The organism is Microbacterium sp. B19(2022) (assembly GCF_012030385.1).
GTDB lineage: Bacteria > Actinomycetota > Actinomycetes > Actinomycetales > Microbacteriaceae > Microbacterium > Microbacterium oxydans_B.
In genome coordinates, this window is the sequence record NZ_JAAUVO010000019.1 from 24903 (window position 1) to 47900 (window position 22998).

The following is a 22998-nucleotide window of genomic DNA, read 5'->3' on the forward strand; positions in this document are numbered from 1 at the left end:
GTGTGATCGGGCGTCAGTGCGTCAGGAGCTTCGAGAGGAAGTCCTTGGCACGGTCGCTCTTCGGGTTCGTGAAGAACTCCTCCGGAGTCGCCTCCTCCACGATCCGCCCGTCGGCCATGAAGACCACGCGGTCGGCCGCCTTCCGCGCGAAGCCCATCTCGTGCGTAACGACGATCATGGTCATGCCCTCGTGGGCCAGCTCGACCATCACGTCGAGGACCTCGTTGATCATCTCGGGGTCGAGCGCGCTGGTCGGCTCGTCGAAGAGCATGACCTTGGGCTGCATCGCGAGCGCCCGGGCGATCGCCACGCGCTGCTGCTGGCCACCGGAGAGCTGCGCCGGGAGCTTGGATGCCTGCTGTGCGACGCCGACGCGCTCGAGCAGGATCATCGCCTCCTTCTCGGCATCCGCCTTCTTGAGGCCGCGGACCTTCATCGGCCCCAGGGTCACGTTCTCGAGGATCGTGAGGTGGGCGAACAGGTTGAAGGACTGGAACACCATGCCGACGTCCGCACGGAGGTGGGCGAGGCCCTTGCCCTCAGCGGGGAGCTCTTTGCCGTCGATCCGGATCGTGCCGCTGGTGATCGTCTCGAGCCGGTTGATCGTGCGACACAGGGTCGACTTGCCGGAGCCGGACGGGCCGATCACGACGACGACCTCGCCCGAGTTGACCGTGAGGTCGATGTCGGCGAGAGCTTGGAAATCTCCGTAGTGCTTCTGGACGTTCTCGACCACGACGAGGGGTGTATCAGAGGTCATCATTTCTCCAAACTAGCCACGTCGGACGCGGGTCTCCAGGCGCCTCGGTGAGATTTACACGTTCGTAATCACCTGATCGCGGTACCAATGCTGCTTTGCATGGGTACCCCACGGCCCGCCCCCACGGGCCGCGGGATCGTCCTGCGGCCTCACCCCCAGCGACAGCTGAGCTGCAGGATCCGATCGCGCGCGATCGACATCACACTGGCAGAGCCTCCGGCCCGGTGTCAGACTTCTTGAGGATTTCTTGAGCAGTCAGCCGCGCAGGTCCCGGTAGTACTCGACCGCGCCCGGATGCAGCGGGACCGGGCCGGTGAAGATCGCCGATCGACGATCCAGCAGCGCGGCGGTCGGAACCTCCCCTGCGATCCGCAGGCGGGCATCGAACAGTCCGGTCAGGATGTCGTGCGCGACCCCGTCCGGGGTCGAGGAGCTCGTGACGAGATAGTTCGGGACGGCCATGGTCGGCGCCGAGGCGGCGATGCCGTAGGTGCCGGCGGGCACATCGGCGGGTCGATAGGCATCCGAGTACCGGTCGTTCACCTCGTTCACCCAGTCCTGCTCGATCGGGAGCAGGCGCACGGATGTCGTCTGCGAGAGCGCCGCGATTCCCGGTGTCGGCAGCCCGCCCACCCAGAAGAAGCCGTCGATCTCGCCGCGCTCCATCGCTGCGATCGACTCGCCGAGGTCGAGCTGGGGATCACGGAGAGACCCGATGCCGACACCGGCGGCGTCGAGCACGCGAGCCGCGATCACGTTCACCCCGGAGTTCTCGGCACCGAGGGAGACCGTCCGCCCCGCGAGATCGGGGAGGCTCATCACATCGGAGTCGCCACGCACCACGACCTGCACGTACTCGTCGTAGAGACGCGCCAGAGCGCGTACCTGAAGGGGCTCGTCGAAGGCACCGGTTCCCGCCACCGCATCGGCTGCCGCATCGCCCTGCGCGAAGCCGATCAGCGCCTCGCCGGAGTCCACACGCAGCAGGTTGTCCACAGACCCGGCTGTCTCCTGCCCCACGATTCTGATGTCCAGTCCGGCAGAGAGCTCGTCGGCGAGATGGGTGCCGTAGTCGTAATAGACGCCCGTGGAGCCGCCGGCCGCGATCGCGTATTCGGCGTCGGTCCACTCGCTCGCGCGCTGGCTGCAGGCGACGAGCGCCCCGACCATCATGACCGAGAGGATTCCGGCGATCACCCGCCGCGCCACGGCCGTCATGGAGTCGTCCTGTCGGGGAGCAGCAGCACGACCTCGAGCCCGCCGCCGTCGGCCGCTGCCACCGCCACCTCGCCGCCGACCGTCGCCAGCAGGTCGCTCGCGATCGCGAGCCCGAGCCCGGAGCCCGGCGTGTCCGCGCTCTCGGCGCTCCGCCAGAACCTGTCGGTCGCCGCCGCCGCCTGCTCGGCGCTCAGCCCCGGACCCTGATCGCGGACCGTGATCCGGCAGACGTCGCCCTCGCGATGCGCGCCGATGCCGATCCACGCGCCGTCCGGCGAGAACTTCACGGCATTGTCGATCACCGCGTCCAGCGCGCTCTCCACGACCGTGCGGTCGGTCACGCTCATCACCGACGGCTCCCCCGTCGAACGCAGGGCGATCCCCCGCTGCCCGGCCACGTCGCGCCAGGCGTCGAGACGGCGAGCAGACAGCGTCGCGAGGTCGACGGCGGAGATCGTGGTGTCCGCGCGCCCGCCTCGTGCGAGACCGAGCAGCGTCTCGAGGATCCGCGTCATCCGGCGCCCCTCCTCCCTCGTCTCTTCCACATCGTCGCGCCATTCCCGGCCGAGCCCGGTCGCGAGGTGCTCCACGCGCAGGAGCAGCGCGTTGAGCGGGTTGCGCAACTCGTGCGAGGCATTGAGCGCGAACTCCTGCTGCCGCGTCATGACGCGCTCGATCTGGTCGGCCATGCCGTTGAAGACCTGGGCCATGCGACGGAGCTCCGGTGGTCCCGCATCCTCGGGGACACGCGCGTCCATCTCCCCCCGCTCGATGGCCACCATCGCCTCGTCCAGCCGCCTCACCGGCGACAGCACCCATCGAGCGAGCCGGAAGACGAGCAGCACGCCCAGCGCGATCAGCACGAGGGCTATGGCCGAGATGACCAGAAGCTGCTGCGCGATCGCGGCCCGCGGGGCATCGACGTCTCCGGCGACCAGCACGGCCCCGATCACGTCGCCGTCGTCGAAGACCGGCTCCGCCAGCGCGGCATCCGCCACCGTCCAGGGGAACACGGCCGCCGGTTGCTCGGCGCGTCGCCCGGAGAGTGCCAGCCGCACCCGCTCCGCGTCCTCCTCCGCGAGCACGGCCGAGCCGTGCTCCCCCGCCGCCCAGGGCGCACCACCGAGATCGAACACCGTCACCTCGATGCCATACACCTCCTCGAAGCGGTCGACCTCGGCGTCGATCACCGTCGAGCTGCCGGAACGCAGCGACTGACGCGCGCTCGTGACGAAGTAGCCGAGGTCACCGAGCTGTTGGGCATAGAAGGACTGCTGCACGCTCTGTGCCGCACTCCATCCGGCCGCACCGCCGAGGGCGACGAGGATGACCACGAGCGGCACGAGGAAGACGATGACCAGACGCCGACGCATGACTCAGGACCCCACGAGGCGGTAGCCGACTCCGCGCACGGTCTCGATCACACCACGGGATCGGGTCTTCTTCCTGATCGCCCCGACGTGCACCTCGAGGGAATGCCCGAAGCCCCGCCAGTCCGTGTTCCACACCTCGCGGATGAGACGCTCCTTGGGAACCGCCACCCCGGGATAGCGCGCGAGCACCGCGATGATGTCGAACTCCTTGCGGGTGAGCTCGATCGGCACACCGTCGACCAGCACCTGCCTCCCGACGAGGTCGATCTCCAGTGAGCCCCCGAGGAGCCGTACCCGCGCGTCGGACTCCGGTCGCATCGGCCGTGAGCGCCGGGTCACAGCCTCGATCCTGGCCAGAAGCTCATGCACGTCGTAGGGCTTGACCACGAAGTCGTCGGCGCCGGCGCGCAGTCCCTTGATGCGCTCGGCGACCTGGTTGCGCGCGGTCACGATCATGATCGGAACCTCGGAGCGTCCACGGATACGACGGCACAGGTCGACGCCGTCCACGTCGGGGAGCCCCAGGTCGAGGAGCACAACCTCGGTGTCGGCGCCGAGGAGATCCAGCGCCGAGGCCCCATCGCAGGCGCGCACCGTCGCATAGCCCGACCGCGCGAGGAACGCTTCGAGCGCCGCAGCGACACGGTCGTCGTCTTCGACGATCAGAATCCTCATCGACCCTGCTACCCGCTTCCTTCGTCGGCCGGATGTCAGCCGACAGACGTCGCCCGCTGCGCGAAGGCGCTCTCGTACAGGCACACGCTGGCAGCGGTCGCCAAGTTGAGGGACTCGGCCTTGCCGAAGATCGGCAGCCGCAGCACCTGGTCGGCCAGGGCGAGAGCATCGTCTTCCAGACCACGCGCCTCGTTGCCGAAGAGCCATCCGGTCGGCTCGGCGAGCACGCCCTCCGCCCGCGCCTCCAGCAGGTCGTCGCCCTTCACGTCGGCCGCCAGGATGCGCAGACCTGCGGCATGCGCGCGCTTCACGACGTCGGCGAGGTCTCCCCCGACCGAAACCGGGAGGTGGAACAGCGAGCCGGTCGTGGCACGCACGACCTTCGGGTTGTAGGGATCGACGGTACGACCGGTCAGCACGACGGCATCCGCGCCCGCCGCATCGGCCGCCCGGATGATCGTGCCGAGGTTCCCGGGATCGCGCACCTCTTCGCAGATGGCCACGAGACGCGGCGAGGCATCGAAGATGTCGCGCACCGAGGTCGGGGTCTGCTGGACGACGGCGACGAGGCCCTGCGGAGTGACGGTGTCGGCCATCGCGTTCAGCACGTACTCGGTGACGTACTCGACATCGATGTCGGCGTCGGCGGCCTTCGCGCGGATGTCCGGATGCTTCTCCCACCCGCTCGGCGTCGCGAACAGCTCGACGATCGCCTCCGGGCGGTACGTGAGCGCCTCACGCACCGACTGCGGACCTTCCAGCAGGAACAGGCCCGTCTCGGTTCGCGCACTGCGCTTGGTCAGCTTCGCGACGGCACGGACTCGGGGCGAACGGGGGTTCTCCAGCACGTTCACAGTCTAGGGTCACCGCGGACGCCGGATACGCGAAACGGGCGCCTCCCCGAAGGGAGGCGCCCGTTTGAAGCGAGATGCTTACGCAGCCGACTTCGGTGCGTTGACGTCGGAGGGCAGAGCCTTCTTCGCCGTCTCGACCAGCGTCGTGAACGTGGCAGCGTCGTTGACCGCGAGGTCGGCGAGCATACGACGGTCGACGGTGACACCCGCGAGGCCGAGGCCCTGGATGAAGCGGTTGTACGTGATGCCGTTCTGGCGAGCCGCAGCGTTGATGCGCTGGATCCAGAGGCGACGGAAGTCACCCTTGCGCTTGCGACGGTCACGGTACGAGTAGACCAGCGAGTGGATGACCTGCTCTTTGGCCTTGCGGTAGAGGCGCGAACGCTGACCGCGGTAACCCTTTGCGCGCTCGAGGATGACCCGGCGCTTCTTGTGGGCGTTTACTGCCCGCTTGACTCTTGCCATTTTCCTGTGTTCCTATTCGTGCGTTCGGGCGCGCGTCAGCGGCCGAGAAGCTTCTTCGCGACCTTGGTGTCAGCCTTCGAGAGCACCTGGTCCTGGTTCAGACGACGGGTGCGACGGCTCGACTTGTGCTCGAGGTTGTGGCGCATCCCGGCCTGCTGCTTCTTCAGCTTGCCGCTGCCGGTGATCTTGAAGCGCTTCTTAGCACCCGAGTGGGTCTTCTGCTTCGGCATCTTCTCTTCCTTCGTATGGCGCCTTCTCAGGCGACGGTGTCAACCCGCGGTGCGGGAGTTCTGGGGGCGGATCTACTCCGCTGCAGCTTCCGCCGGTGCGTCGGTATCGCTCTTGGCGTCGCGGGCGGCCTGCTTGTTCGCTGCGCGCTGCGCGTCGCGAACCGCGTTCTGCTCCTGCTTCGCTTCGGACTTGCTCTTCAGCGGAGCCACGATCATGACCATGTTGCGACCGTCGATGGTCGGGTTCGACTCGACCGTTCCGAGCTCGGCCACGTCTTCGGCGAACTTGCGCAGCAGACGAACGCCCTGCTCCGGACGCGACTGCTCGCGACCGCGGAACAGGATCATGGCCTTGACCTTGTCGCCGGCCTTGAGGAAGCCCTCGGCACGCTTGAGCTTGGTCGTGTAGTCATGAGCCTCGATCTTCAGACGGAAGCGGACTTCCTTGAGGATCGTGTTCGCCTGGTTGCGGCGAGCTTCCTTGTCCTTCTGGGCGGCCTCGTACTTGAACTTGCCGTAGTCCATGATCTTGACGACGGGCGGCTTCGAGTTGGGGGCGACCTCGACGAGGTCGAGATCGGCTTCCTGCGCGAGGCGCAGCGCTGCCTCGATGCGGACGACGCCGATCTGCTCACCCGCGGGGCCGACGAGGCGGACCTCGGGGACGCGGATGCGCTCATTGGTACGGGGATCGCTGATGCGGAACTCCTTAGACGATGTGATTCGGCCACCGCGACGCTGTCTGCATCACGGGCGAAATCGGAATCGTCCCACCCACCGGCAGTCAGACGCCGGCTCCGCACCCTACCTGCCGGGTCCGTCTTGCGGACGGAGCCGGTGGAGTGCAAGACCCGGTAGCCTGGAACGGCAAGCGCGGGTGGGAAGTGAATCCTCTTTCGATCCGGAGCATAACGCTCCGGAGCCCGCCAAAGTCTAACAGAAAGCAAGGCGAAGTGACGAACCAGGCACCGGACGAGGCCGCACGCGAGCGCGAAGAGCGCTGGGCACGTCAGGAGGAGGCCGCGTCGTCGGCCACTCGAGACATCGCCGACGTACCCGCGGTCGAGGTGATCACCACGGCGGCCGTGCACCTCATGAGCGCGGGAGCGGTCAAGCTCGGCCTCGCCGACGATCCCGACGCGGCGGCACAGCTCGACCTCGACGAGGCTCGCAAGCTCATCAACGCCCTCGCCGGGCTCATCACGGCCGGCGCCCCCGAGATCAGCGACATGCACGCGCGCTCGCTTCGCGACGGGCTCCGTTCCCTGCAGCTCGCCTTCCGCGAGGCCTCCTCGATCCCCGACCCCATCGGCAAGGGCCCGGGCGAGAAATGGACGGGCCCCGTCAACTAGTTCAGGGTTCGACGACGATCGGATCCGCGGTGGAGGGGCCCCCGCACGGCTCATTCGAGTGCGTCCACGAGATCGACTCCTCGGACTCGTGGATGAGCGTGTTCTGAGCGTCGAACAGGCGGATCTCGACGACGTCGGGCGTCGACATGTCGAACGACAGCGCCCACGTCCCGTCGTCCTGAGGCGTCGCCATGAACAGGTTTGTCGATGAGGTCGGCTCGGTACCCGGCGCCGGCGAGCACTCCCCGTCGACGCAGAACTGGACTCCCGCTGCGCCCGGGACTGCACTCGCATCGAGGGTTGCCCCGTTGAACCAGCCGATGGCTGGGCAGGCCAGGGCACAGCCTGAGCCGCCCGTGACAGCGCCGCCGAGAAGAGCGACGACCGCGATGGTGCGCAGGAGACGTCGGGACATGCCCCCGATCGTAGCGAAGCGTGATCAGATGCTGCGGCGGAGCTTGACCGTGAGGGAGTCCGCGAGCACAGCGATGCGGTCGTCCGACGCCCAGCGCTGAGCCAGACGCGAGAGCACGGCATCGAGCACCTCGCGTTCCAGGCCGTCGACCAGTTCCAGGACGACGATCAGCTCGGGGCCACGCAGACGCGCGTCGGGGTCACCGGACGCCACCGCCACGTCGATCACGGCCAGTTCGTGCGCCACGCTCTCCTGGAGCGCGGTGTAGACCTCGGTGGAGAGGAAGCTCGGCTCCCAGGCATGCTCCTGAGCGATGGCCCACACCGCCGGTCGCCGGATGACGAATTCCGTGTCGGAGGTCGGATCGAGCACGATCAGGTCGGTGTCGTCGGCCGACGCCGCCAGCGCGGCACGGAGCGCCTCCACGGGGATCGGGCGCGCCGCGGGATCCCACTTCTGCATCGCCTCGACCGAGGAGAACACCGGCTGCACCCGCCGTCCGTCGGGCGCCGCGACCGTGACGATCGACAGCTCCTGCGTCTTGTCGACGGCGAGACCGTTCGGGGCGATGCCCTCTTCGCCCTTCTCGGCGATCAGGGGGACCAGCACGCGAGCGGAGCGGAAGGCGTCGACGACCTCGACCTGACTGCCCTCACCCGCGCGGAAACGCAGGAGTGCGGCCAGCAGCGCGGGGTCGGCCGAACCGTCGTCCCCGGCGTGCGGATTCGACTCGAAGCTGCGCCCCTCCCAGGGGACTCCGGCCGAGTCGCCGTGGTTGTGCGGCTCCGGCCCGCAGGCGTGCGCGTCAGTCTCCTGCGACATCCAGTGCCTCAGCCAGCGTGAATGCACCGGCGTACAGGGCCTTGCCGACGATCGCACCCTCGACACCCAGCGGCACGAGCTCACGAAGCGCGGCGATGTCGTCGAGGTTGGAGATGCCCCCGGAGGCGACGACCGGCTTCGGCGTGCGCGAGGTCACCTCGCGAAGGAGTTCGAGGTTCGGGCCGCGGAGCGTGCCGTCCTTCGTCACGTCGGTGACGACGTAGCGGCTGCAGCCGGCGTCTTCCAGGCGGTCCAGGACCTCCCAGAGGTCGCCGCCCTCCTTCGTCCATCCGCGTGCGGCGAGCGTGGTGCCGCGCACGTCGAGGCCCACAGCGATCGCCTCGCCGTATCGACCGATCACGTCGGCGGCCCACTCGGGGTTCTCCAGTGCGGCCGTGCCGAGGTTGATCCGAGTGGCGCCGCTCTCGAGGGCGGCCTCGAGGGTCGCGTCGTCACGGATGCCACCGGAGAGCTCGATGTTGACGCCCTTGAACTGCTTGATGACCTTGCGCAGGATCGGCGCGTTGCTCCCGCGACCGAACGCGGCGTCGAGGTCGACGAGGTGGATCCACTTCGCACCCTGTGCGGCCCACTCCCCTGCGGCGTCGAGCGGGTCGCCGTAGCTCGTCTCGGTTCCGGCCTCGCCCTGGGTGAGGCGGACGGCCTTGCCCCCGGCGACATCGACCGCGGGAAGGAGCGTGAGCGAGGGAGACTGCGCGAAGTCGTTCATGGGGTCCTTGGCTAGGGAAGGTCTGCAGCCCGGAACGGGCACGAGAACCGAGGGTAGTCCGCCGGACGGCGGGTGACAAAACGGATGACGTCCGCCGTGGGCGTCAGAGGCTCCCGACCCAGTTGCGCAGCAGCTGGATGCCCGCTTCACCCGACTTCTCGGGGTGGAACTGAGTCGCCGAGAGCGGACCGTTCTCGACGGCGGCGAGGAAGGGATCGCCGTAGGTCGTCCAGGTCAGCACGGGTTCGGGGAACGGCGGGATCACGTCGAGCTCCCAGGACTGGGCCGCGTAGGAGTGCACGAAGTAGAAGCGCTCGTGCTCCAGGCCCCGGAAGAGCACGCTGTCGGCACCGGGCTCGACGGTGTTCCAGCCCATGTGCGGCAGCACGGGTGCGTTGAGTTCGGTGACCGCGCCGGGCCACTCGCCGAGGCCCGCGGTGTCGTGGCCCCGCTCGACGCCATGCTCGAAGAGCACCTGCATGCCGACGCAGATGCCGAGCACCGGTCGTCCGCCGGCCAGACGACGGTCGATGATCTCATCGCCGCCGTGCGCGTGGAGCGCGTCACGGACCGCCTGGAACGCGCCGACACCGGGAACCAGGAGACCGTCGGCCTCGAGCGCGACCTTGCGGTCGCGGGTCAGCACGGCATCCGCTCCGGCCGCAGCCAATGCCTTGACGGCCGAATGGACGTTTCCCGACTCGTAGTCGAAGACGGCGACTCGGGGACTCTGGCTCACAGTGCGCCCTTGGTGGACGGGATGCCGTCGACGAGTGGGTCGAGTGCTTTGGCCTCGCGGAACGCGCGGGCGAACGCCTTGTACTCCGCCTCGGCGATGTGGTGCGGGTCGCGGCCGCCGAGCACGCGGACGTGGACCGTCAGCGCGGCGTTGAAGGTGATCGCCTCGAACGAGTGCCGCACCAGCGAACCGGTGAAGTGCCCGCCGATGAGGTGGTGCTCGAAACCGGCGGGCTCGCCGGTGTGCACGAGGTACGGACGTCCAGAGATGTCGACGACCGCCTGCGCGAGCGCCTCGTCGAGCGGCACGAGCGCGTCGCCGTAACGGGAGATGCCGGACTTGTCACCCAGCGCCTCGAGGATCGCCTGTCCGAGCACGATGGACACGTCTTCGACGGTGTGGTGCGCGTCGATGTCGGTGTCGCCCGAAGCGCGCACGGTCAGGTCGGTCAGCGAGTGCTTCGCGAAGGCGGTGAGCATGTGGTCGAAGAACGGGACCGAGGTGTCGATGCGGCTCGCTCCGGTGCCGTCGAGGTTCAGCTCGAGTTCGACGGTGGACTCCGACGTGCTGCGTACGCGGCTCGCGGTGCGCGGGGTCGGTGACGGGGTGCTCATGATGCCGATCCTATCGAGGCCAGAGCATCGAGGAACGCGGTGGTCTCGGCCTCGGTACCCGCGCTGACCCTGAGGTGACCGGGGATTCCGACGTCGCGCACCAGCACACCGCGATCGTAGAGCTGCTGCCAGGTCGCATGCGGATCGGCGACGCCACCGAAGAGGACGAAGTTCGACCAGGATTCGTGCGGCGCATAGCCGAGAGCCTCGAGGGTCGCGGTGATGCGATCGCGCTGTTCGACGATCTCCTCGACCATGCCGAGCATCACATCAGAATTGCGCAGAGCGGCGACGGCCGCAGCCTGCGTGAGTGTGCTCAGGTGATAGGGCAGGCGTACCAGACGCAGCGCATCGATGAACGTCGGGTCGGCGGCAAGATATCCGACCCGCGCACCGGCGAAGGCGAAGGCCTTGCTCATCGTGCGGGAGACCGCCAGGCGCGGACGCCCCTCGAGCAGTGTCAGCGCGGAAGCCGCGTCGCGCGGTGCGAACTCCTGGTAGGCCTCGTCGACGATCACGATGCCTCGCGCCGCTTCGTAGACGGCCTCGACGACGTCCAGGCCGAGCGGGGTGCCGGTGGGGTTGTTCGGCGTGCACAGGATGATGACGTCGGGGTCGGCCGCGCGCACCTGCTCCGTCGCTTCCTCCGGTGTGATCGTGTAGTCGGGTTGCCTCGTCCCGGGGATCCAGCGTGCACCGGTGCCCTGCGCGATCAGTGGGTACATGGAGTAGGTCGGCGCGAATCCGAATGCCGTGCGTCCGGGCCCCCCGAAGGCCTGCAGGATGTGCTGGAGCACCTCGTTCGAGCCGTTGCCCGCCCAGATCTGCTCCGGGGAGAGGCCGTGCCCCAGGTACTCCGCGAACGACTCGCGAAGAGTGGTGAACTCCCGGTCGGGATAACGGTTCACATCGCGGATCGCGAGCGCGATGTCGTCGAGAATGTCACTCGCCACCGCGTCCGGGATGGGATGCGTGTTCTCGTTCACGTTGAGAGCGATCGGGAGCGGCGCCTGCGGAGCACCGTACGGCGTCAGTCCGCGAAGATCGTCACGTAGCGGGAGATCGTTGAGGGAGAAGGTCACCCTTCCCATGTTAAGCGGACCCCCGCGTCGATGACGCAAAGTTGCCGCAGCCTCGCCGCGACGGGCTCAGTCCACGTACTGGGCCGGGATCGCGAGCGTCTGGCCGATCTGCAACTCTCCGCCACGCAGCAGGTTCATCCGACTGATCTCGCCGATGACGTCACGCGGGTCGGCACCGGGGGCGACGCCGGTGGCGATCGACCAGAGAGTGTCGCCGGGCATGACGGTCACGGTCTCGACACTGACAGCTGCTGTGTCTGCTCCCGAGGCGATCGCACTACCACCGCTGAGCGCGGCGAACGCGATGCCGATCGCGAGCGGCACCGACGCGACCGCCAGCAGCACGGCGCGGCCACGCGTCGTCAGCCGGAGTCGCGTCGAAGGACGGGTCGACGCCGGAATGACTGCTGCGGTGCTGAAGCCGATGCTGCTCATGTGGTGCTCCTTAGCCTGTCCCGGAGCGGTGAGGCTGCCGGGGAAGTTGGCGTAGCGTTCGCATTCCCGTCTCGGCCGGGAGCCGTGAATGCGAAGCTACGTACCGAAGATATCTTCGAGTTCGAACATCTGTCAAGTTGTCTTCGAAACCGGATGCACGATTCTGCCGACACGCTCGAACAGATCTTCCAGATCGGGCCGTTTCTCGGATACGGTTTCGATGAGAACACCACACCACGGGCCTCCGACATTCGAAGAGCGACGTCGGAACACCGCACTTAAGGAGCACCATGAGCGAGAACTCGGCCCCCGAGTCGGAGGCACCGCGGACGCGCCGCCGCAAGAGCCTGAGCCCCAAGCAGATGGCGATCCTCGAGGTCATCCAGAACTCCATCGCCCATCACGGCTACCCGCCGAGCATGCGCGAGATCGGAGACGCCGTCGGCCTGAAGTCCCTGTCGAGCGTGACCCACCAGCTCGGCCAGCTCGAGCTGAGCGGCTACCTGCGACGCGATCCGGGCAAGACTCGTGCCATGGAGGTCCTGATCGACCTCCCCGGCACAGGCGGCGAGAATCCGGCCGACGTGGCGACTCCGGTCGGCGACGCGGCGCTCGTGCCCCTGGTCGGTCGCATCGCCGCCGGCGTGCCGATCACCGCCGATCAGCAGGTGGAGGAGATCTTCCCTCTCCCCCGTCAGCTGGTCGGCAAGGGCGACCTCTTCATGCTGAAGGTCTCAGGCGAGTCGATGATCGACGCGGCGATCTGCGACGGCGACTGGGTCGTCGTCCGCTCGCAGAACAACGCGGAGAACGGCGAGATCGTGGCCGCGATGCTCGACGGTGAGGCCACGGTCAAGGTGCTCCGCCGTCGCGACGGCCACACGTGGCTCCTCCCCCGAAACTCCTCTTTCGAGCCCATCCTCGGCGATGAGTCCGTGGTGCTCGGCAAGGTCGTGGCGGTGCTGCGCGCCGTCTGACGTCAGCCATAGGCTCGATGCATGTCGTCGCCTCACGGTTCCTGGCCCTCTCCGTTCTCCGCAGCATCCGTCGCGGCAGCCTCCCCGAGAATCGACGGGGCGCTCTTCGTCGGTGCCGAGATCTGGTGGGGCGAGTCCGTGCCCGCCGAGAAGGGGCGGGTCACGGTGCGAAGCTCCTCGGGCGCCGAGATCCTCCCAGCGCCCTGGAGCGCTCGCTCCCGCGTACACGAGTACGGCGGCGGGGCATGGACCGCCGATTCCACGGGCATCCTGTACTTCGTCGATGCGGGCGATCAGCGCGTGCATCGGCTGGCTCCGGGGACCGAGCCCGTTCCGCTGACACCGGCGGGTCCCGCGCACGGCGGTCTGCGCGTGCAGGGGCGCCGTCTGCTCGCCGTGCGCGAAGATCTGTCGACCGCACCGCATACCCGCGCGATCGTCGAGATCCCGATCGACGGCTCCGCCGCGGAAGACGCGTCCGGAGTTCGCGTGATCGCCGAGGGCGACGGCTTCTTCGCCCACCCCGCACTCTCGCCGGATGGCAGCCGCGTCGCCTGGGTCGCCTGGCACCGCGGACGGATGCCGTGGGAGGCCGCCCACCTGCAGATCGCGAGGAGCGACGGCGGCGACGTGCACGAGATCCCTACTCGGGCGGCATTGCAGCCCGAGTGGCTCAGCGACTCGGAGCTGGTGTTCGCCGATGATCCGGACGACCGCTGGGGGCTCTACCGCCTCGAGCTCGACGGCGCCTCGCCGGTCGGCGCCCCGCGCGCGCTCGCCCCGGCCGACGCCGACACCGGCTACGGACTCTGGGTGCTCGGCAACCGCTGGTATCGGCCGCTCGCCGACGGACGCATCGTCGCGACCCGCACGAACGGGCGCGACGAGGTCGTCCTGATCTCACCGGACGGTGCCGCACGCCCGATCGATATCCCGGCCGACGGCCATGTGAGCATCGACGATGTGGACGGGTCTCGCGTGCTGCTCTCGGGCAACGGTTCGGGAGTGACCGCCGGACTGTGGTGCGTCGATGTCGACTCCGGCGAGACCGTCGCGGTGCGAGGAGGCGAGCCCGTGGATACCGGTTGGATGCCGCGCGCCCTGCCGATCGAGGTCGACGGTCGGCACGGCATCGTGCATGCCTTCGCCTACCCTCCGGCGAATCCCGACGCGACGGCACCCGCCGACGAGCTCCCGCCGTATGTGGTGCTGGTGCACGGCGGCCCGACCGCGCACGTCACCGGTGCGGCATCGGCAGCCAATGCCTTCTACACCAGCAGGGGAATCGGCGTGCTCGACGTCAACTACGGCGGCTCCACCGGCTACGGTCGCGCCTACCGCGAGCGTCTCGACGGCCAGTGGGGGGTCGTCGACGTCGACGACGTGATCGCCGCCGCGCAGGGCCTCGCGGATGCCGGGCTTGCCGATCCGTCCCGCATCGCCATCCGCGGTGGATCCGCAGGCGGGTGGACGGTGCTGTCCGCACTGGTGCGCGGTGGGACCTTCGCCGCGGGGATCAGCCGATACGGCGTGGCCGATCTGCGGATGCTGGTGGCCGAGACACACGACTTCGAGGCGTCGTACATCGACGGTCTCGTGGGGCCCCTCCCGGAGTACGAGCACGTGTACGTCGAGCGGTCACCACTCACCCATGCGGATCGCATCGGAGTCCCCGTGCTGCTGCTGCAGGGCGGAGAAGACCGTGTGGTCCCGCCGTCGCAGTCCGAGGCGATCAGCGACGCACTGGCCGCCCGGGGCGTCGACCACGAGTACGCGCTGTACCCCGCGGAGGGACACGGCTTCCGCAGTGCCGACACGATCATCGACGCGCTCGAACGCGAACTGACCTTCCTCGGCCGCGTGTTCGGGTTCGAGCCGACGCTGTGACGACCGGTCGCTACTCGCCCACGCGATTGCGCAGCCGCATGGCACGATCCGCCTCGCGGGTGTCCTGACGTTCGCGCAGAGTCTGCCGCTTGTCGTACTCGCGCTTTCCCTTGGCCAGGGCGATCTCGACCTTGGCGCGACCGTCGGAGAAGTACAGCTTCAGCGGGATCAGGGTGTATCCGCCCGCCGAGACGGCATGCGCGATCTTCGCGATCTCCTCGCGATGCAGCAGCAGCTTGCGGATGCGCTTCGCAGAGTGATTGGTCCAGTGCCCCTGGGAGTACTCCGGGATGTGCACCGAGTCGAGGAAGACCTCATTGCCCTTGACGAACGCGTAGCCGTCGCTGAGGTTGGCGCGCCCCTGACGCAGTGACTTGACCTCGGTGCCGGTGAGCACCATCCCCGCCTCGTACGACTTCTCGATCGTGTAGTCGTGACGTGCGCGACGATTGGTCGCGACGACCTTCTCTCCGCGTTCCCTGGGCATGATGCTCTCCTGTTGCCGTGATGAGCTCGATCGTTCGTTCCGACCGAGCAGCCTTTCAGGCTATCAGGTACGGAGCCAGCGCCTGATCGCGAAGCCGGCAGAGAGCGCGGCCAGCAGGATACCGATGCCGATCAGCACCGGGACCACGAGCATCGCGTCCTGCATCGTCACCCATGTCGTGATGAACGGGACGCGGCCTCGCAGGTAGCCGTTCACACCGAAGTGCATGCCGGCCACGACCGCGGCGCTGGCCAGCGCCGACCCGAGGAACGCCGCGAACACGCCTTCGAGCACGAACGGCGTCTGGATGAAGCGGTTCGATGCGCCGACCAGGCGCATGATGCCGATCTCCTTGCGCCGTGCATACGCCGACAATCGGATCGTCGTCCCGATCAGCAGGGTCGCCGCTATCAGCATGAGAACCGCGATGCCGACGGCGATGTACGTCGCGACGGTCAAGGCGGAGAACAGCGGTTCGAGGTATTGGAGCTGGTCTTTGACCTGCTCCACTCCGGCCTGGCCGCTGAATGCCTCGGCGAGCACCTGCGACTGCCCTGGGTCCTTCATCGTCACGAAGAAGACCTCGAACGCCTGGTCGGGCGTGAGCACACTCGCCTGGTCCTCGCCGAGCTGCTCGACGAGCTTGGCGTACGTGTCTTCCTTGGTGTCGAAGGTCAGCGAGCTGATGAGCGGTGCCAGTGCGTCGCCTTCGAGCTGTGCGCGTACCGCGGCGACCTGCTCCTCACTCGCGGCCCCATCGATGCAGGTGTCTGATTCCGAGACCGCGGAGCACATGTACACGGCGACCTGGGCACGCTCGGCCCAGTAACCCCGCATGACGCCGATCTGCGATTGCATCAGGATCGCCGCGCCGACGAAGGTGAGGGAGACGAAGGTGACGAGGATCACCGAGATGACCATCGAGATGTTCCGCCGGAGACCGCCCAGGGCCTCGGTCAGGATGAGTCCGATTCTCATGAGGTCGGGCCCACTTCCTCATCGTCTTCGTCGGAGAGCCCGAGACGATCTGCGACTCCGAGCTCCGCGACATCGACGGTCGGGAGGGTGATCGGGTGGGTGCGGGGGCGGATGACCGCCGGCGGCTCCTCCGCGGTCGGCGGCTCGACGACAGCCGGTGGTTCCACCACAGCGGGCGGCTCCACGACAGCAGCGCCGGCGCCGGTCGCCGGGACGGCGCTCGGCGCCGGGGTTTCGACCGTGAGCGGGGGTTCGACCGTCTGCGGGGCTCCTGCCGGAGCATCCGAGACGCCCTCCCCCGCGGCGGCCTTCCGCTGCGAGCTGAGTTCTTCGGCGAGAGCAGCGCGGACCGAGGAGAGGTCGGCCGTCTGGCGCTGGACCTCCTGCACTGCCGTCAACGCCGCTGCTGCGGCCGCACCGCGCACCTTCTCGGGAACGAGCCGCGGGATGTTGGAGGTGTCGCCGTATCCACCGTGCACCTCGTCTCGCACCATCTCGCCATCACTCAGCTCGATCACCCGGCGCTGCATCTGGTCGACGAAGCCGGCCTCGTGCGTGGCCATCAGCACGGTCGTGCCTCCGGCATTGATGCGCGCGAGCAGCTGCATGATGTCGACGGAGGTCGCCGGGTCGAGGTTGCCGGTGGGCTCGTCGGCGAGGAGCACCTGCGGACGGTTGACGAGGGCGCGCGCGATCGCGACGCGCTGCTGCTCGCCACCGGAGAGTTCGTGCGGCATGCGCTTCTGCTTGCCGTCGAGCCCCACGAGCGCGAGCGCCTCGGGCACCGCCTGCTGGATGAATCCGCGCGAGGAGCCGGTCACCTGCAGGGTGAAGGCGACGTTCTGATAGACCGTCTTCGACGGCAGGAGGCGGAAGTCCTGGAACACCGAACCGATGTGGCGCCGGAAGTAAGGCACCTTGCGGTTGGCGAGCGCGCGGAGGTCCCGTCCGAGCACGGCGACGCGGCCCGCGGTCGGCACGTCTTCGCGCAGGATCAGACGAAGACAGGAGGACTTGCCGGAGCCGGAGGCGCCGACGAGGAAGACGAACTCCCCGCGTTGCACTTCGAAGTCGACACCGGAGAGGGCGGGCTTCGACGTCCCGCGGTAGCGTTTCGTGACGTTCTCGAACCGAATCATGACGGTTCGAGCCTAAGCGCGCCCCTCCCGCTGACCGCGAGCGACACCCCGCACCGGCGCGTCCGCATCGGGAGAGCATGGGGATTGCTCCCCATGCCGAACACCCTGCGAAGTCACCGGCCACTGCTATACATAAGGGTGCGGTCGCACCATGGAGCGGCCGAATCGTCTTCGAGGGGGACCCATGAGCACGACACCTGCAGGTTGGTACGACGACGGCAGCGGACGCCAGCGGTGGTGGGACGGTGAGCAGTGGACCGAGCACTTCGCCCCGGACGCGACCGCCGCAGCCGATGCAGAGGCACCGGATGTCGCCGAGGGTTCGACCGGCATCGAGACGCCGGCGACCGAGGTTCCCGTCGTCGATGAGGCGCCTTCTGCAGACGCGTCTGAGGCACCGTCGGCGGATGACACGGTGATCCGCACCTCCGCCGGGGCTCCGACCGCGGCGACCACACCGCTCGGCGACGATGTCGCCGCCTACTCCGCAGCGGCCACGCCGGTTCCTCCGGTCGCCGCATCCGAGCAGCCGGCGCCGGACCAGTTCGCGGCGAGCTACCCGGGCGCTGCACCGGCCTACCCCGGTGCAGGCGCACCGTCCGGCTATCCGGCGGCCGCGCCATATGCGCAGACCGGGCCGGAAGCGCCCAAGAAGCTCTCGGTCCTGGGGCTGGTCGGCCTCGGACTCGCCGTCGTCGGAACGATCCTGGTGTTCATCCCGGTGGTCGGCGTCGTCGGGTTCGTCCTTCTCGCCGCGGCGTTCATCGTCTCCCTCATCTCGCTCTTCCTCAAGGGCAAGAAGTGGCCGGGCATCGCGGGTCTCATCCTGGCGGTCGTGGGAACGATCATCGGCGTCGTGATGTCGTTCGTCTACCTCTTCGCGATCGCACAGGGCGTGAGCGACGAGATGGACTCTCTGCCCAGCTCCTCTCCGTCGATCGAGGCCACCGAGCCGAGCGAGACCGACGGCACGGACGGTGCCGACGACGCCACGCGCCCGACCTCGGCCGAGGTGGCGGTCGGCCTGACCGCGATCCTGGCGTCCGAGGGCACGGAGGGCTACACCGAGCCGCAGATCACCTGCCTCTCGGATCTGCTCGTCGAGTCCGACCTCGACAACTCGACGCTGCGCGCGATCGCGGAGAGCGACGGCACGCTGACGGATGTCGACGCCGCGTACGGTTTCGCCGAGGTACTGGGCGACACCGAGGCGGTCTCGGCGTGCTTCGTCCCCTGAGCCCTCTGAGCCCTCTGACGAGCGGGACCATCCGATGACGACGCCTGCCGGCTGGTACGACGACGGATCCGGCAGCCTGCGGTGGTGGGATGGCACGCAGTGGACCGCGCACGTACGGACCACTGACGGTGCGCCGGCGGCCCCCGAACGAGTTTCGGTCGAGCCGGTCGCATCCGAGCTGCGCTCTCCGGACATCGCGCCGTTCGCTCCGCCGTACGCACTGCCATCGTCGGGGGCATCGACCGCACGGGCGATCGCGCCCGATTCCGTCGGAGCACCCGGCGGGGCGTGGGGTGCGCCGGCACCGCAGCCGCCCGCACCCGGCGTCTCCGTGCTCGGAGTCATCGGTCTCGCCGTGGTGGTCCTCGGCGTCGTGTGCGCCTGCATCCCGGTGATCTCGATCGTCGGCTGGGCGCTTCTCGGCGTCGGATTCGTGCTGTCGCTCGTCTCCCTGTTCCTGCGTGGCCGCAAGTGGCCGGGGATCACGGGTCTGTCGGTGGCGGCGATCGGAGCGCTCCTGGCGCTCGCCGTGTCGCTGCTGCTGGTCGCGACCGTCTCGGTCCCGGCCGACGACGCCGCGAGCGCTGAGGGGCTCACGGACCCTTCGTCGATCGAGGGCGCCGAGATGGTGCCCTTCGCCGAGCTCGAGGTCGGCGACTGCCTGCCTTTCGTCGACTACGGGGACACGGGGCAGATCTACGAGCTGCCCGTCGTCCCGTGCGATCAGCCGCACACGGATGAGGTGTACTTCATCTTCGAGCTCGACGGCGAGGACTTCCCCGGCGACGACGCTCTCGAGGAAGCGGCATGGGACGGCTGCGCGTCTCATTTCGACGCGTACGTCGGGGTCGCCTACGAAGATTCGGTGCTGGATTTCTACAACTATCAGCCGACGGAGACATCCTGGGCTCGCGCGGACGACCGCACGGTCCAGTGCATCCTCTTCAGCTATGAAGACGTGACCGGCAGCCTCGAGGGCGCGAGGTACTGACGATCCACAGGAAGAAGGCCCCGGAGTGCTCCGGGGCCTTCTTCATGGATTCAGTCTTCGATCTTGCGCTTGCGCCAGCGGATGCCTGCGGAGATGAAATCATCCAGGTCTCCGTCGAACACGGCGGCAGGGTTGCCCGACTCCTGGCCGGTGCGCAGATCTTTCACCAGCTGCTGGCCGTAGAGGAAGTACGAGCGCATCTGGTCGCCCCAGCTCGCGGTGATGTTGCCCGCGAGCTCCTTCTTCTTCGCTGCTTCCTGTTCCTTCTGCAGCAGCAGGAGGCGGGTCTGCAGCACGCGCATGGCGGCGGCACGGTTCTGGATCTGCGACTTCTCGTTCTGCATCGACACGACGATGCCGGTCGGAAGGTGCGTCAGGCGCACAGCGGAGTCGGTCGTGTTGACCGACTGACCGCCGGGGCCGGAAGAGCGGAACACATCGACGCGGATGTCGTTCTCGGGGATGTCGACCTCGGTCGCCTCCTCCATCAGCGGGATGACCTCGACCGCGGCGAACGACGTCTGGCGCTTGTCGGCGGATCCGAACGGGCTGATACGGGCCAGACGGTGCGTGCCGGCCTCGACCGAGATGGTGCCGAACGCGTAGGGCGCGTCGATCTCGAACGTCGCCGACTTGATGCCCGCGCCCTCCGCGTAGGAGGTGTCCATGACCTTGACCGGGTACTTGTGCCGCTCGGCCCAGCGCAGGTACATGCGCATCAGCATCTCTGCGAAGTCTGTGGCGTCGTCGCCGCCCGCGCCGGAGCGGATCGTGATGATCGCGCTCCTCTCGTCGTACTCGCCGTCGAGCAGCGTCTGCACCTCGAGCTGGTTGATCAGGTCGGTGAGCGAGGCGAGTTCGGTACGGGCCTCCTGCGCGGACTCCTCGTCCCCCATCTCGTTCGCGAGGCCGATGAGCACCTCGAGGTCGTCGAGACGCTGCGCGATGCCGGTGATGCGGGCGAGCTCGGACTGACGGTGGCTGAGTGCGCTGGTCACCTTCTGCGCGTTCTCGGTGTCGTCCCAGAGGTCGGGTGCGCCGGCCTCCTCGCTGAGACGCGCGATGTCGTCGCGGAGACGGGAGACATCGACGACCTCGCTGATGTCGCCGAAGGTGTGCCTGAGCGCCTGGATTTCGGCGGAGAGATCTAGTTCGAGCATGACACCTCAGCCTAACGTGCCGCCTGCCTGCGCGGGGACGTCGTCTTCGGCCGCTGATCAGCCGGAGTACCGTGAAGTCGTGAGCAGTGCGTCAGCGGTCCTTCGACAGTTCGGGCCCATGGTGTACCTGCCGACGGTCCTGTTCGCGCTCGGCGAGGGCGCCGTGATCCCGCTCATCCCGGTGTTGGCGGCATCCATGGGTGCCGACGTGGCGTTCGCCGCGCTCGTGGCGTCGGCGCTCGTGATCGGCCAGCTGTGCGGCAACCTTCCTGCGGGATGGGCGGTGGGCAGGATCGGCGAGCGGTACACGATGGTGATCGCCGGTGTGATCGCGATCATCGCGGGGGTCGGGATGGTGTTCGCGCCATCGCTCGGCGTGCTGGCGGCGTCGGTCTTCCTGCTCGGCATCTGCGCGGCGGCCTTCGGCCTCGCCCGTCATGCCTTCATGACCACCCGCGTACCGGTCGCCTTCCGTGCGCGCTCCCTCTCGCTGCTGGGCGGCAGCTTCCGGCTCGGCATCTTCATCGGCCCGTTCGTCGCTGCCGGGCTTCTGCAGCTCTTCGGCAGCGAGAGCGCCGCGATCTGGTTCTTCCTCGGTTGCCTCGTGGTCATGGTCGTCCTGGTCCTGTTCGGTCCCGATCCGGAGAAGATGATCCCTCCTGTCCCGCCGACCCGTCACGAGCGCTATCTGGAGGACTCCGGCGAGGCCGTGAGCGGATCCATCCCGACCGTCGAACGCGCGGGGATCTTCCAGACCATGTGGCGCCAGCGCGCGGTGCTCGGACGACTCGGACTGGCCGCCGCCTCACTCTCCGCCGTGCGATCGGCACGGCAGGTCGTGCTCCCCCTGTGGGGCCTCTCGCTGGGCCTGGAGGCTTCGACGATCGCCCTCGTGGTCGGCGTCTCCGGGGCGATCGACTTCGCGCTGTTCTACGCGAGCGGTCAGGTGATGGACCGCTTCGGGCGGCTGTGGGCGGCCATGCCCGCGATGGTGCTGATGGGCGCCGGCTTCCTCGCCCTGTCGTTCACGCACGACCTCGATGCGGCGGTGCTGTGGTTCGGGATGTTCGCGGCGGTGCTGGGCGTCGGCAACGGACTCTCCAGCGGCATCCTGCTGACGCTGGGCGCAGATGTCGCCCCGACGCGGGAACCCGCTGCATTCCTCGGATCCTGGCGGACGCTCACCGACGCGGGCGGAGCGATCGCTCCCCTGCTCGTCTCGGCCATCACGGCCGTCGCGGCACTCCCGTTCGCCGCAGCCGCCATGGGCGTGGTCGGTCTCGTCGGCGCGGCCGGGTTCCTGCGCTGGATCCCGATGTTCGTTCCGCGGGAGCGACCGGCGTCCGGCGACGACTCGTCTGAGGGGGAACAAGAATGATCCCGGCTCTGGAGGCAGACGCGCACCGCCTGGTCTCGACCTTCATGCCCCGCTCGGAACGAGACCGCGCCGCGCAGGCCGACTTCGCCTCATTCTTCGGCGCCGACGGTGGGCCGGTACGTCGCGAGGCAGGCCGGGATCACCTCACCGCGTCGTGCGTGGTGTTCGACGCTTCGCTCGAGCACACGCTGCTCGTCTTCCATCGCAAGGGACAGTTCTGGGTGCAGCCGGGTGGTCACGTCGAGGACGGCGATGACTCGGTCGTGAGCGCAGCGCTACGGGAGCTGCACGAGGAGACGGGCATCGTGACGGAGTCGCCGGCCGCTCCCCTCGCATATGACCTCGACCACCATGGACTGTCCTCCCGCTTCGGCGCCTGCGCCTCGCACCTGGACATCGGGATCGCCGTCGTGGTCGATCGCGATGCAGCGCTCACTGTGAGTGACGAGTCGGAAGACGTGCGTTGGTGGCCGGTCGACGCCCTGCCTGCCGCAGTGCCGCCGCAGCTCGCACCCCGACTCGAAGGGCTGCTCGCACAGCTGCGCGATCCGCGGTGAACCGAAGATCCTGTCGCTCCAGCGCCGCGACGTGCAGCTGGTGGCCATCGACCGGCGCGATTCGCGACACATATCTGTTATTCTCGATATGTGAATGGCACACATGCGGGAGAAGTCTCATTGGGGGTCGTGTACCGAGCTCTTGCCAACGACACGCGACGCCTCATCCTCGATCTCCTCCGGGAGCCCCACGCCCACTTCGACGACAAGCAGTATCGAGGCTTGGGTCTGAGCATCGAGGATGGTGTCTGCGTTCAAGACATTCAGAAGGCGACCAAAATCTCGCAGTCTGTGGCCTCGACGTACTTGAAATCTCTTCAGTCCGCCGGCCTCCTGACCTCGTACCGCGAGGGGCGCTGGACCTACTACCGGCGCGATGAGGATGCGATCCGCACCATCGCCGACCGCATCGGTCGGTCCCTCTAACCTCATCCCCAGTCACC

At 68.2% G+C, this 22998-nt stretch carries 27 protein-coding genes; 8 read left to right on the forward strand and 19 right to left on the reverse strand.

The genetic code is table 11. The features are described from left to right. Positions 1-13: 13 nt before the first annotated feature. From HCX50_RS15810 to infC, 8 genes are all read right to left on the reverse strand, one after another. Positions 14-760 carry an amino acid ABC transporter ATP-binding protein gene (locus HCX50_RS15810; RefSeq protein WP_167635047.1) on the reverse strand — a complete coding sequence of 249 codons (747 nt, stop codon included), beginning with the start codon at positions 758-760 and terminating at the stop codon, positions 14-16. 255 nt (positions 761-1015) lie between these two features. Beyond that, a complete protein-coding gene (locus HCX50_RS15815; protein WP_091030410.1) occupies positions 1016-1978 on the reverse strand; it encodes a TAXI family TRAP transporter solute-binding subunit in 963 nt (320 codons plus the stop codon). Next, a complete protein-coding gene (locus HCX50_RS15820) occupies positions 1975-3351 on the reverse strand; it encodes a sensor histidine kinase (RefSeq protein WP_167635008.1) in 1377 nt (458 codons plus the stop codon). Before HCX50_RS15820 ends, HCX50_RS15815 begins: the two co-directional genes overlap by 4 nt. Before the next feature lie 3 nt (positions 3352-3354). Next, positions 3355-4026, reverse strand: a complete 672-nt coding sequence (locus HCX50_RS15825) for a response regulator transcription factor (RefSeq protein ID WP_167635009.1) — start codon at positions 4024-4026, stop codon at positions 3355-3357. A gap of 35 nt (positions 4027-4061) precedes the next feature. Beyond that, the gene (locus tag HCX50_RS15830; RefSeq protein WP_091030501.1) at positions 4062-4874 is read right to left on the reverse strand and encodes a TrmH family RNA methyltransferase; all 813 of its coding nucleotides are present in this window, start codon (positions 4872-4874) and stop codon (positions 4062-4064) included. 84 nt (positions 4875-4958) lie between these two features. Continuing rightward, complete coding sequence (gene rplT, locus HCX50_RS15835) at positions 4959-5345, reverse strand: 50S ribosomal protein L20 (protein WP_029262486.1); 387 nt, start codon at positions 5343-5345, stop codon at positions 4959-4961. 35 nt (positions 5346-5380) lie between these two features. Next, positions 5381-5575 (reverse strand): 50S ribosomal protein L35, encoded by a 195-nt coding sequence (gene rpmI, locus HCX50_RS15840; RefSeq protein ID WP_017828564.1) that lies wholly within the window; start codon positions 5573-5575, stop codon positions 5381-5383. A 72-nt stretch (positions 5576-5647) separates the two neighbouring features. Further along, the gene (gene infC, locus HCX50_RS15845; protein WP_091030399.1) at positions 5648-6298 is read right to left on the reverse strand and encodes a translation initiation factor IF-3; all 651 of its coding nucleotides are present in this window, start codon (positions 6296-6298) and stop codon (positions 5648-5650) included. A 230-nt stretch (positions 6299-6528) separates the two neighbouring features. Here infC and HCX50_RS15850 point away from each other — a divergent pair, with 230 nt between their 5' ends. Beyond that, complete coding sequence (locus HCX50_RS15850) at positions 6529-6927, forward strand: DUF1844 domain-containing protein (RefSeq protein WP_091030396.1); 399 nt, start codon at positions 6529-6531, stop codon at positions 6925-6927. A gap of 1 nt (position 6928) precedes the next feature. Here HCX50_RS15850 and HCX50_RS15855 read toward each other — a convergent pair whose 3' ends face one another. The 7 genes from HCX50_RS15855 to HCX50_RS15885 form a co-directional block, all read right to left on the reverse strand. Then, on the reverse strand, positions 6929-7342 hold the full coding sequence (locus HCX50_RS15855; RefSeq protein WP_167635010.1) for a hypothetical protein: 414 nt from the start codon (positions 7340-7342) through the stop codon (positions 6929-6931). A gap of 24 nt (positions 7343-7366) precedes the next feature. Then, a complete protein-coding gene (locus tag HCX50_RS15860; RefSeq protein ID WP_091030389.1) occupies positions 7367-8164 on the reverse strand; it encodes an SseB family protein in 798 nt (265 codons plus the stop codon). Further along, a complete protein-coding gene (priA, locus tag HCX50_RS15865) occupies positions 8148-8894 on the reverse strand; it encodes a bifunctional 1-(5-phosphoribosyl)-5-((5-phosphoribosylamino)methylideneamino)imidazole-4-carboxamide isomerase/phosphoribosylanthranilate isomerase PriA (RefSeq protein ID WP_091030386.1) in 747 nt (248 codons plus the stop codon). The genes HCX50_RS15860 and priA overlap by 17 nt, the downstream gene beginning before the upstream one ends. Positions 8895-8997: 103 nt before the next feature. Next, entirely contained in the window at positions 8998-9633 is a 636-nt protein-coding gene (gene hisH / locus HCX50_RS15870) for an imidazole glycerol phosphate synthase subunit HisH (RefSeq protein WP_091030383.1), read from the reverse strand. Beyond that, entirely contained in the window at positions 9630-10247 is a 618-nt protein-coding gene (gene hisB / locus HCX50_RS15875; protein ID WP_091030380.1) for an imidazoleglycerol-phosphate dehydratase HisB, read from the reverse strand. Before hisB ends, hisH begins: the two co-directional genes overlap by 4 nt. Next, positions 10244-11329 carry a histidinol-phosphate transaminase gene (locus HCX50_RS15880; RefSeq protein ID WP_167635011.1) on the reverse strand — a complete coding sequence of 362 codons (1086 nt, stop codon included), beginning with the start codon at positions 11327-11329 and terminating at the stop codon, positions 10244-10246. Before HCX50_RS15880 ends, hisB begins: the two co-directional genes overlap by 4 nt. 66 nt (positions 11330-11395) lie before the next feature. After that, positions 11396-11764 carry a LysM peptidoglycan-binding domain-containing protein gene (locus HCX50_RS15885; protein ID WP_091030375.1) on the reverse strand — a complete coding sequence of 123 codons (369 nt, stop codon included), beginning with the start codon at positions 11762-11764 and terminating at the stop codon, positions 11396-11398. A 290-nt stretch (positions 11765-12054) separates the two neighbouring features. On the opposite strand from HCX50_RS15885, the gene lexA reads away from it, so the two are divergent. After that, complete coding sequence (gene lexA, locus HCX50_RS15890; RefSeq protein ID WP_091030373.1) at positions 12055-12741, forward strand: transcriptional repressor LexA; 687 nt, start codon at positions 12055-12057, stop codon at positions 12739-12741. Between the two features lie 21 nt (positions 12742-12762). After that, entirely contained in the window at positions 12763-14628 is a 1866-nt protein-coding gene (locus HCX50_RS15895) for a dipeptidyl-peptidase 5 (RefSeq protein WP_167635012.1), read from the forward strand. 10 nt (positions 14629-14638) lie between these two features. On the opposite strand, the gene smpB is transcribed toward HCX50_RS15895, so the two are convergent. The 3 genes from smpB to ftsE all read right to left on the reverse strand — a co-directional run bounded on the left by smpB (position 14639) and on the right by ftsE (position 17232). Further along, complete coding sequence (gene smpB / locus HCX50_RS15900) at positions 14639-15115, reverse strand: SsrA-binding protein SmpB (protein ID WP_021199784.1); 477 nt, start codon at positions 15113-15115, stop codon at positions 14639-14641. Positions 15116-15178: 63 nt separating this feature from the next. After that, positions 15179-16093, reverse strand: coding sequence for a permease-like cell division protein FtsX (gene ftsX / locus HCX50_RS15905; RefSeq protein ID WP_167635013.1), 915 nt, complete (start codon positions 16091-16093; stop codon positions 15179-15181). Continuing rightward, positions 16090-17232: a cell division ATP-binding protein FtsE gene (gene ftsE, locus HCX50_RS15910; protein ID WP_167635014.1), complete on the reverse strand. Its 1143-nt coding sequence runs from the start codon at positions 17230-17232 to the stop codon at positions 16090-16092. The genes ftsX and ftsE overlap by 4 nt, the downstream gene beginning before the upstream one ends. A 184-nt stretch (positions 17233-17416) precedes the next feature. On the opposite strand from ftsE, the gene HCX50_RS15915 reads away from it, so the two are divergent. Both HCX50_RS15915 and HCX50_RS19745 read left to right on the forward strand, forming a co-directional pair. Then, a complete protein-coding gene (locus HCX50_RS15915) occupies positions 17417-18469 on the forward strand; it encodes a DUF2510 domain-containing protein (RefSeq protein ID WP_167635015.1) in 1053 nt (350 codons plus the stop codon). 34 nt (positions 18470-18503) lie between these two features. Continuing rightward, positions 18504-19460 (forward strand): DUF2510 domain-containing protein, encoded by a 957-nt coding sequence (locus tag HCX50_RS19745; protein WP_205829309.1) that lies wholly within the window; start codon positions 18504-18506, stop codon positions 19458-19460. A 50-nt stretch (positions 19461-19510) separates the two neighbouring features. Here HCX50_RS19745 and prfB read toward each other — a convergent pair whose 3' ends face one another. After that, a complete protein-coding gene (gene prfB, locus HCX50_RS15925; RefSeq protein WP_091030353.1) occupies positions 19511-20620 on the reverse strand; it encodes a peptide chain release factor 2 in 1110 nt (369 codons plus the stop codon). A gap of 118 nt (positions 20621-20738) precedes the next feature. On the opposite strand from prfB, the gene HCX50_RS15930 reads away from it, so the two are divergent. From HCX50_RS15930 to HCX50_RS15940, 3 genes are all read left to right on the forward strand, one after another. Next, a complete protein-coding gene (locus HCX50_RS15930; RefSeq protein WP_167635048.1) occupies positions 20739-21998 on the forward strand; it encodes an MFS transporter in 1260 nt (419 codons plus the stop codon). After that, on the forward strand, positions 21995-22555 hold the full coding sequence (locus HCX50_RS15935) for an NUDIX hydrolase (protein WP_237682546.1): 561 nt from the start codon (positions 21995-21997) through the stop codon (positions 22553-22555). The genes HCX50_RS15930 and HCX50_RS15935 overlap by 4 nt, the downstream gene beginning before the upstream one ends. 90 nt (positions 22556-22645) lie before the next feature. Continuing rightward, positions 22646-22981 carry an ArsR/SmtB family transcription factor gene (locus HCX50_RS15940; protein ID WP_244175895.1) on the forward strand — a complete coding sequence of 112 codons (336 nt, stop codon included), beginning with the start codon at positions 22646-22648 and terminating at the stop codon, positions 22979-22981. The last annotated feature ends 17 nt before the right edge of the window (positions 22982-22998 follow it).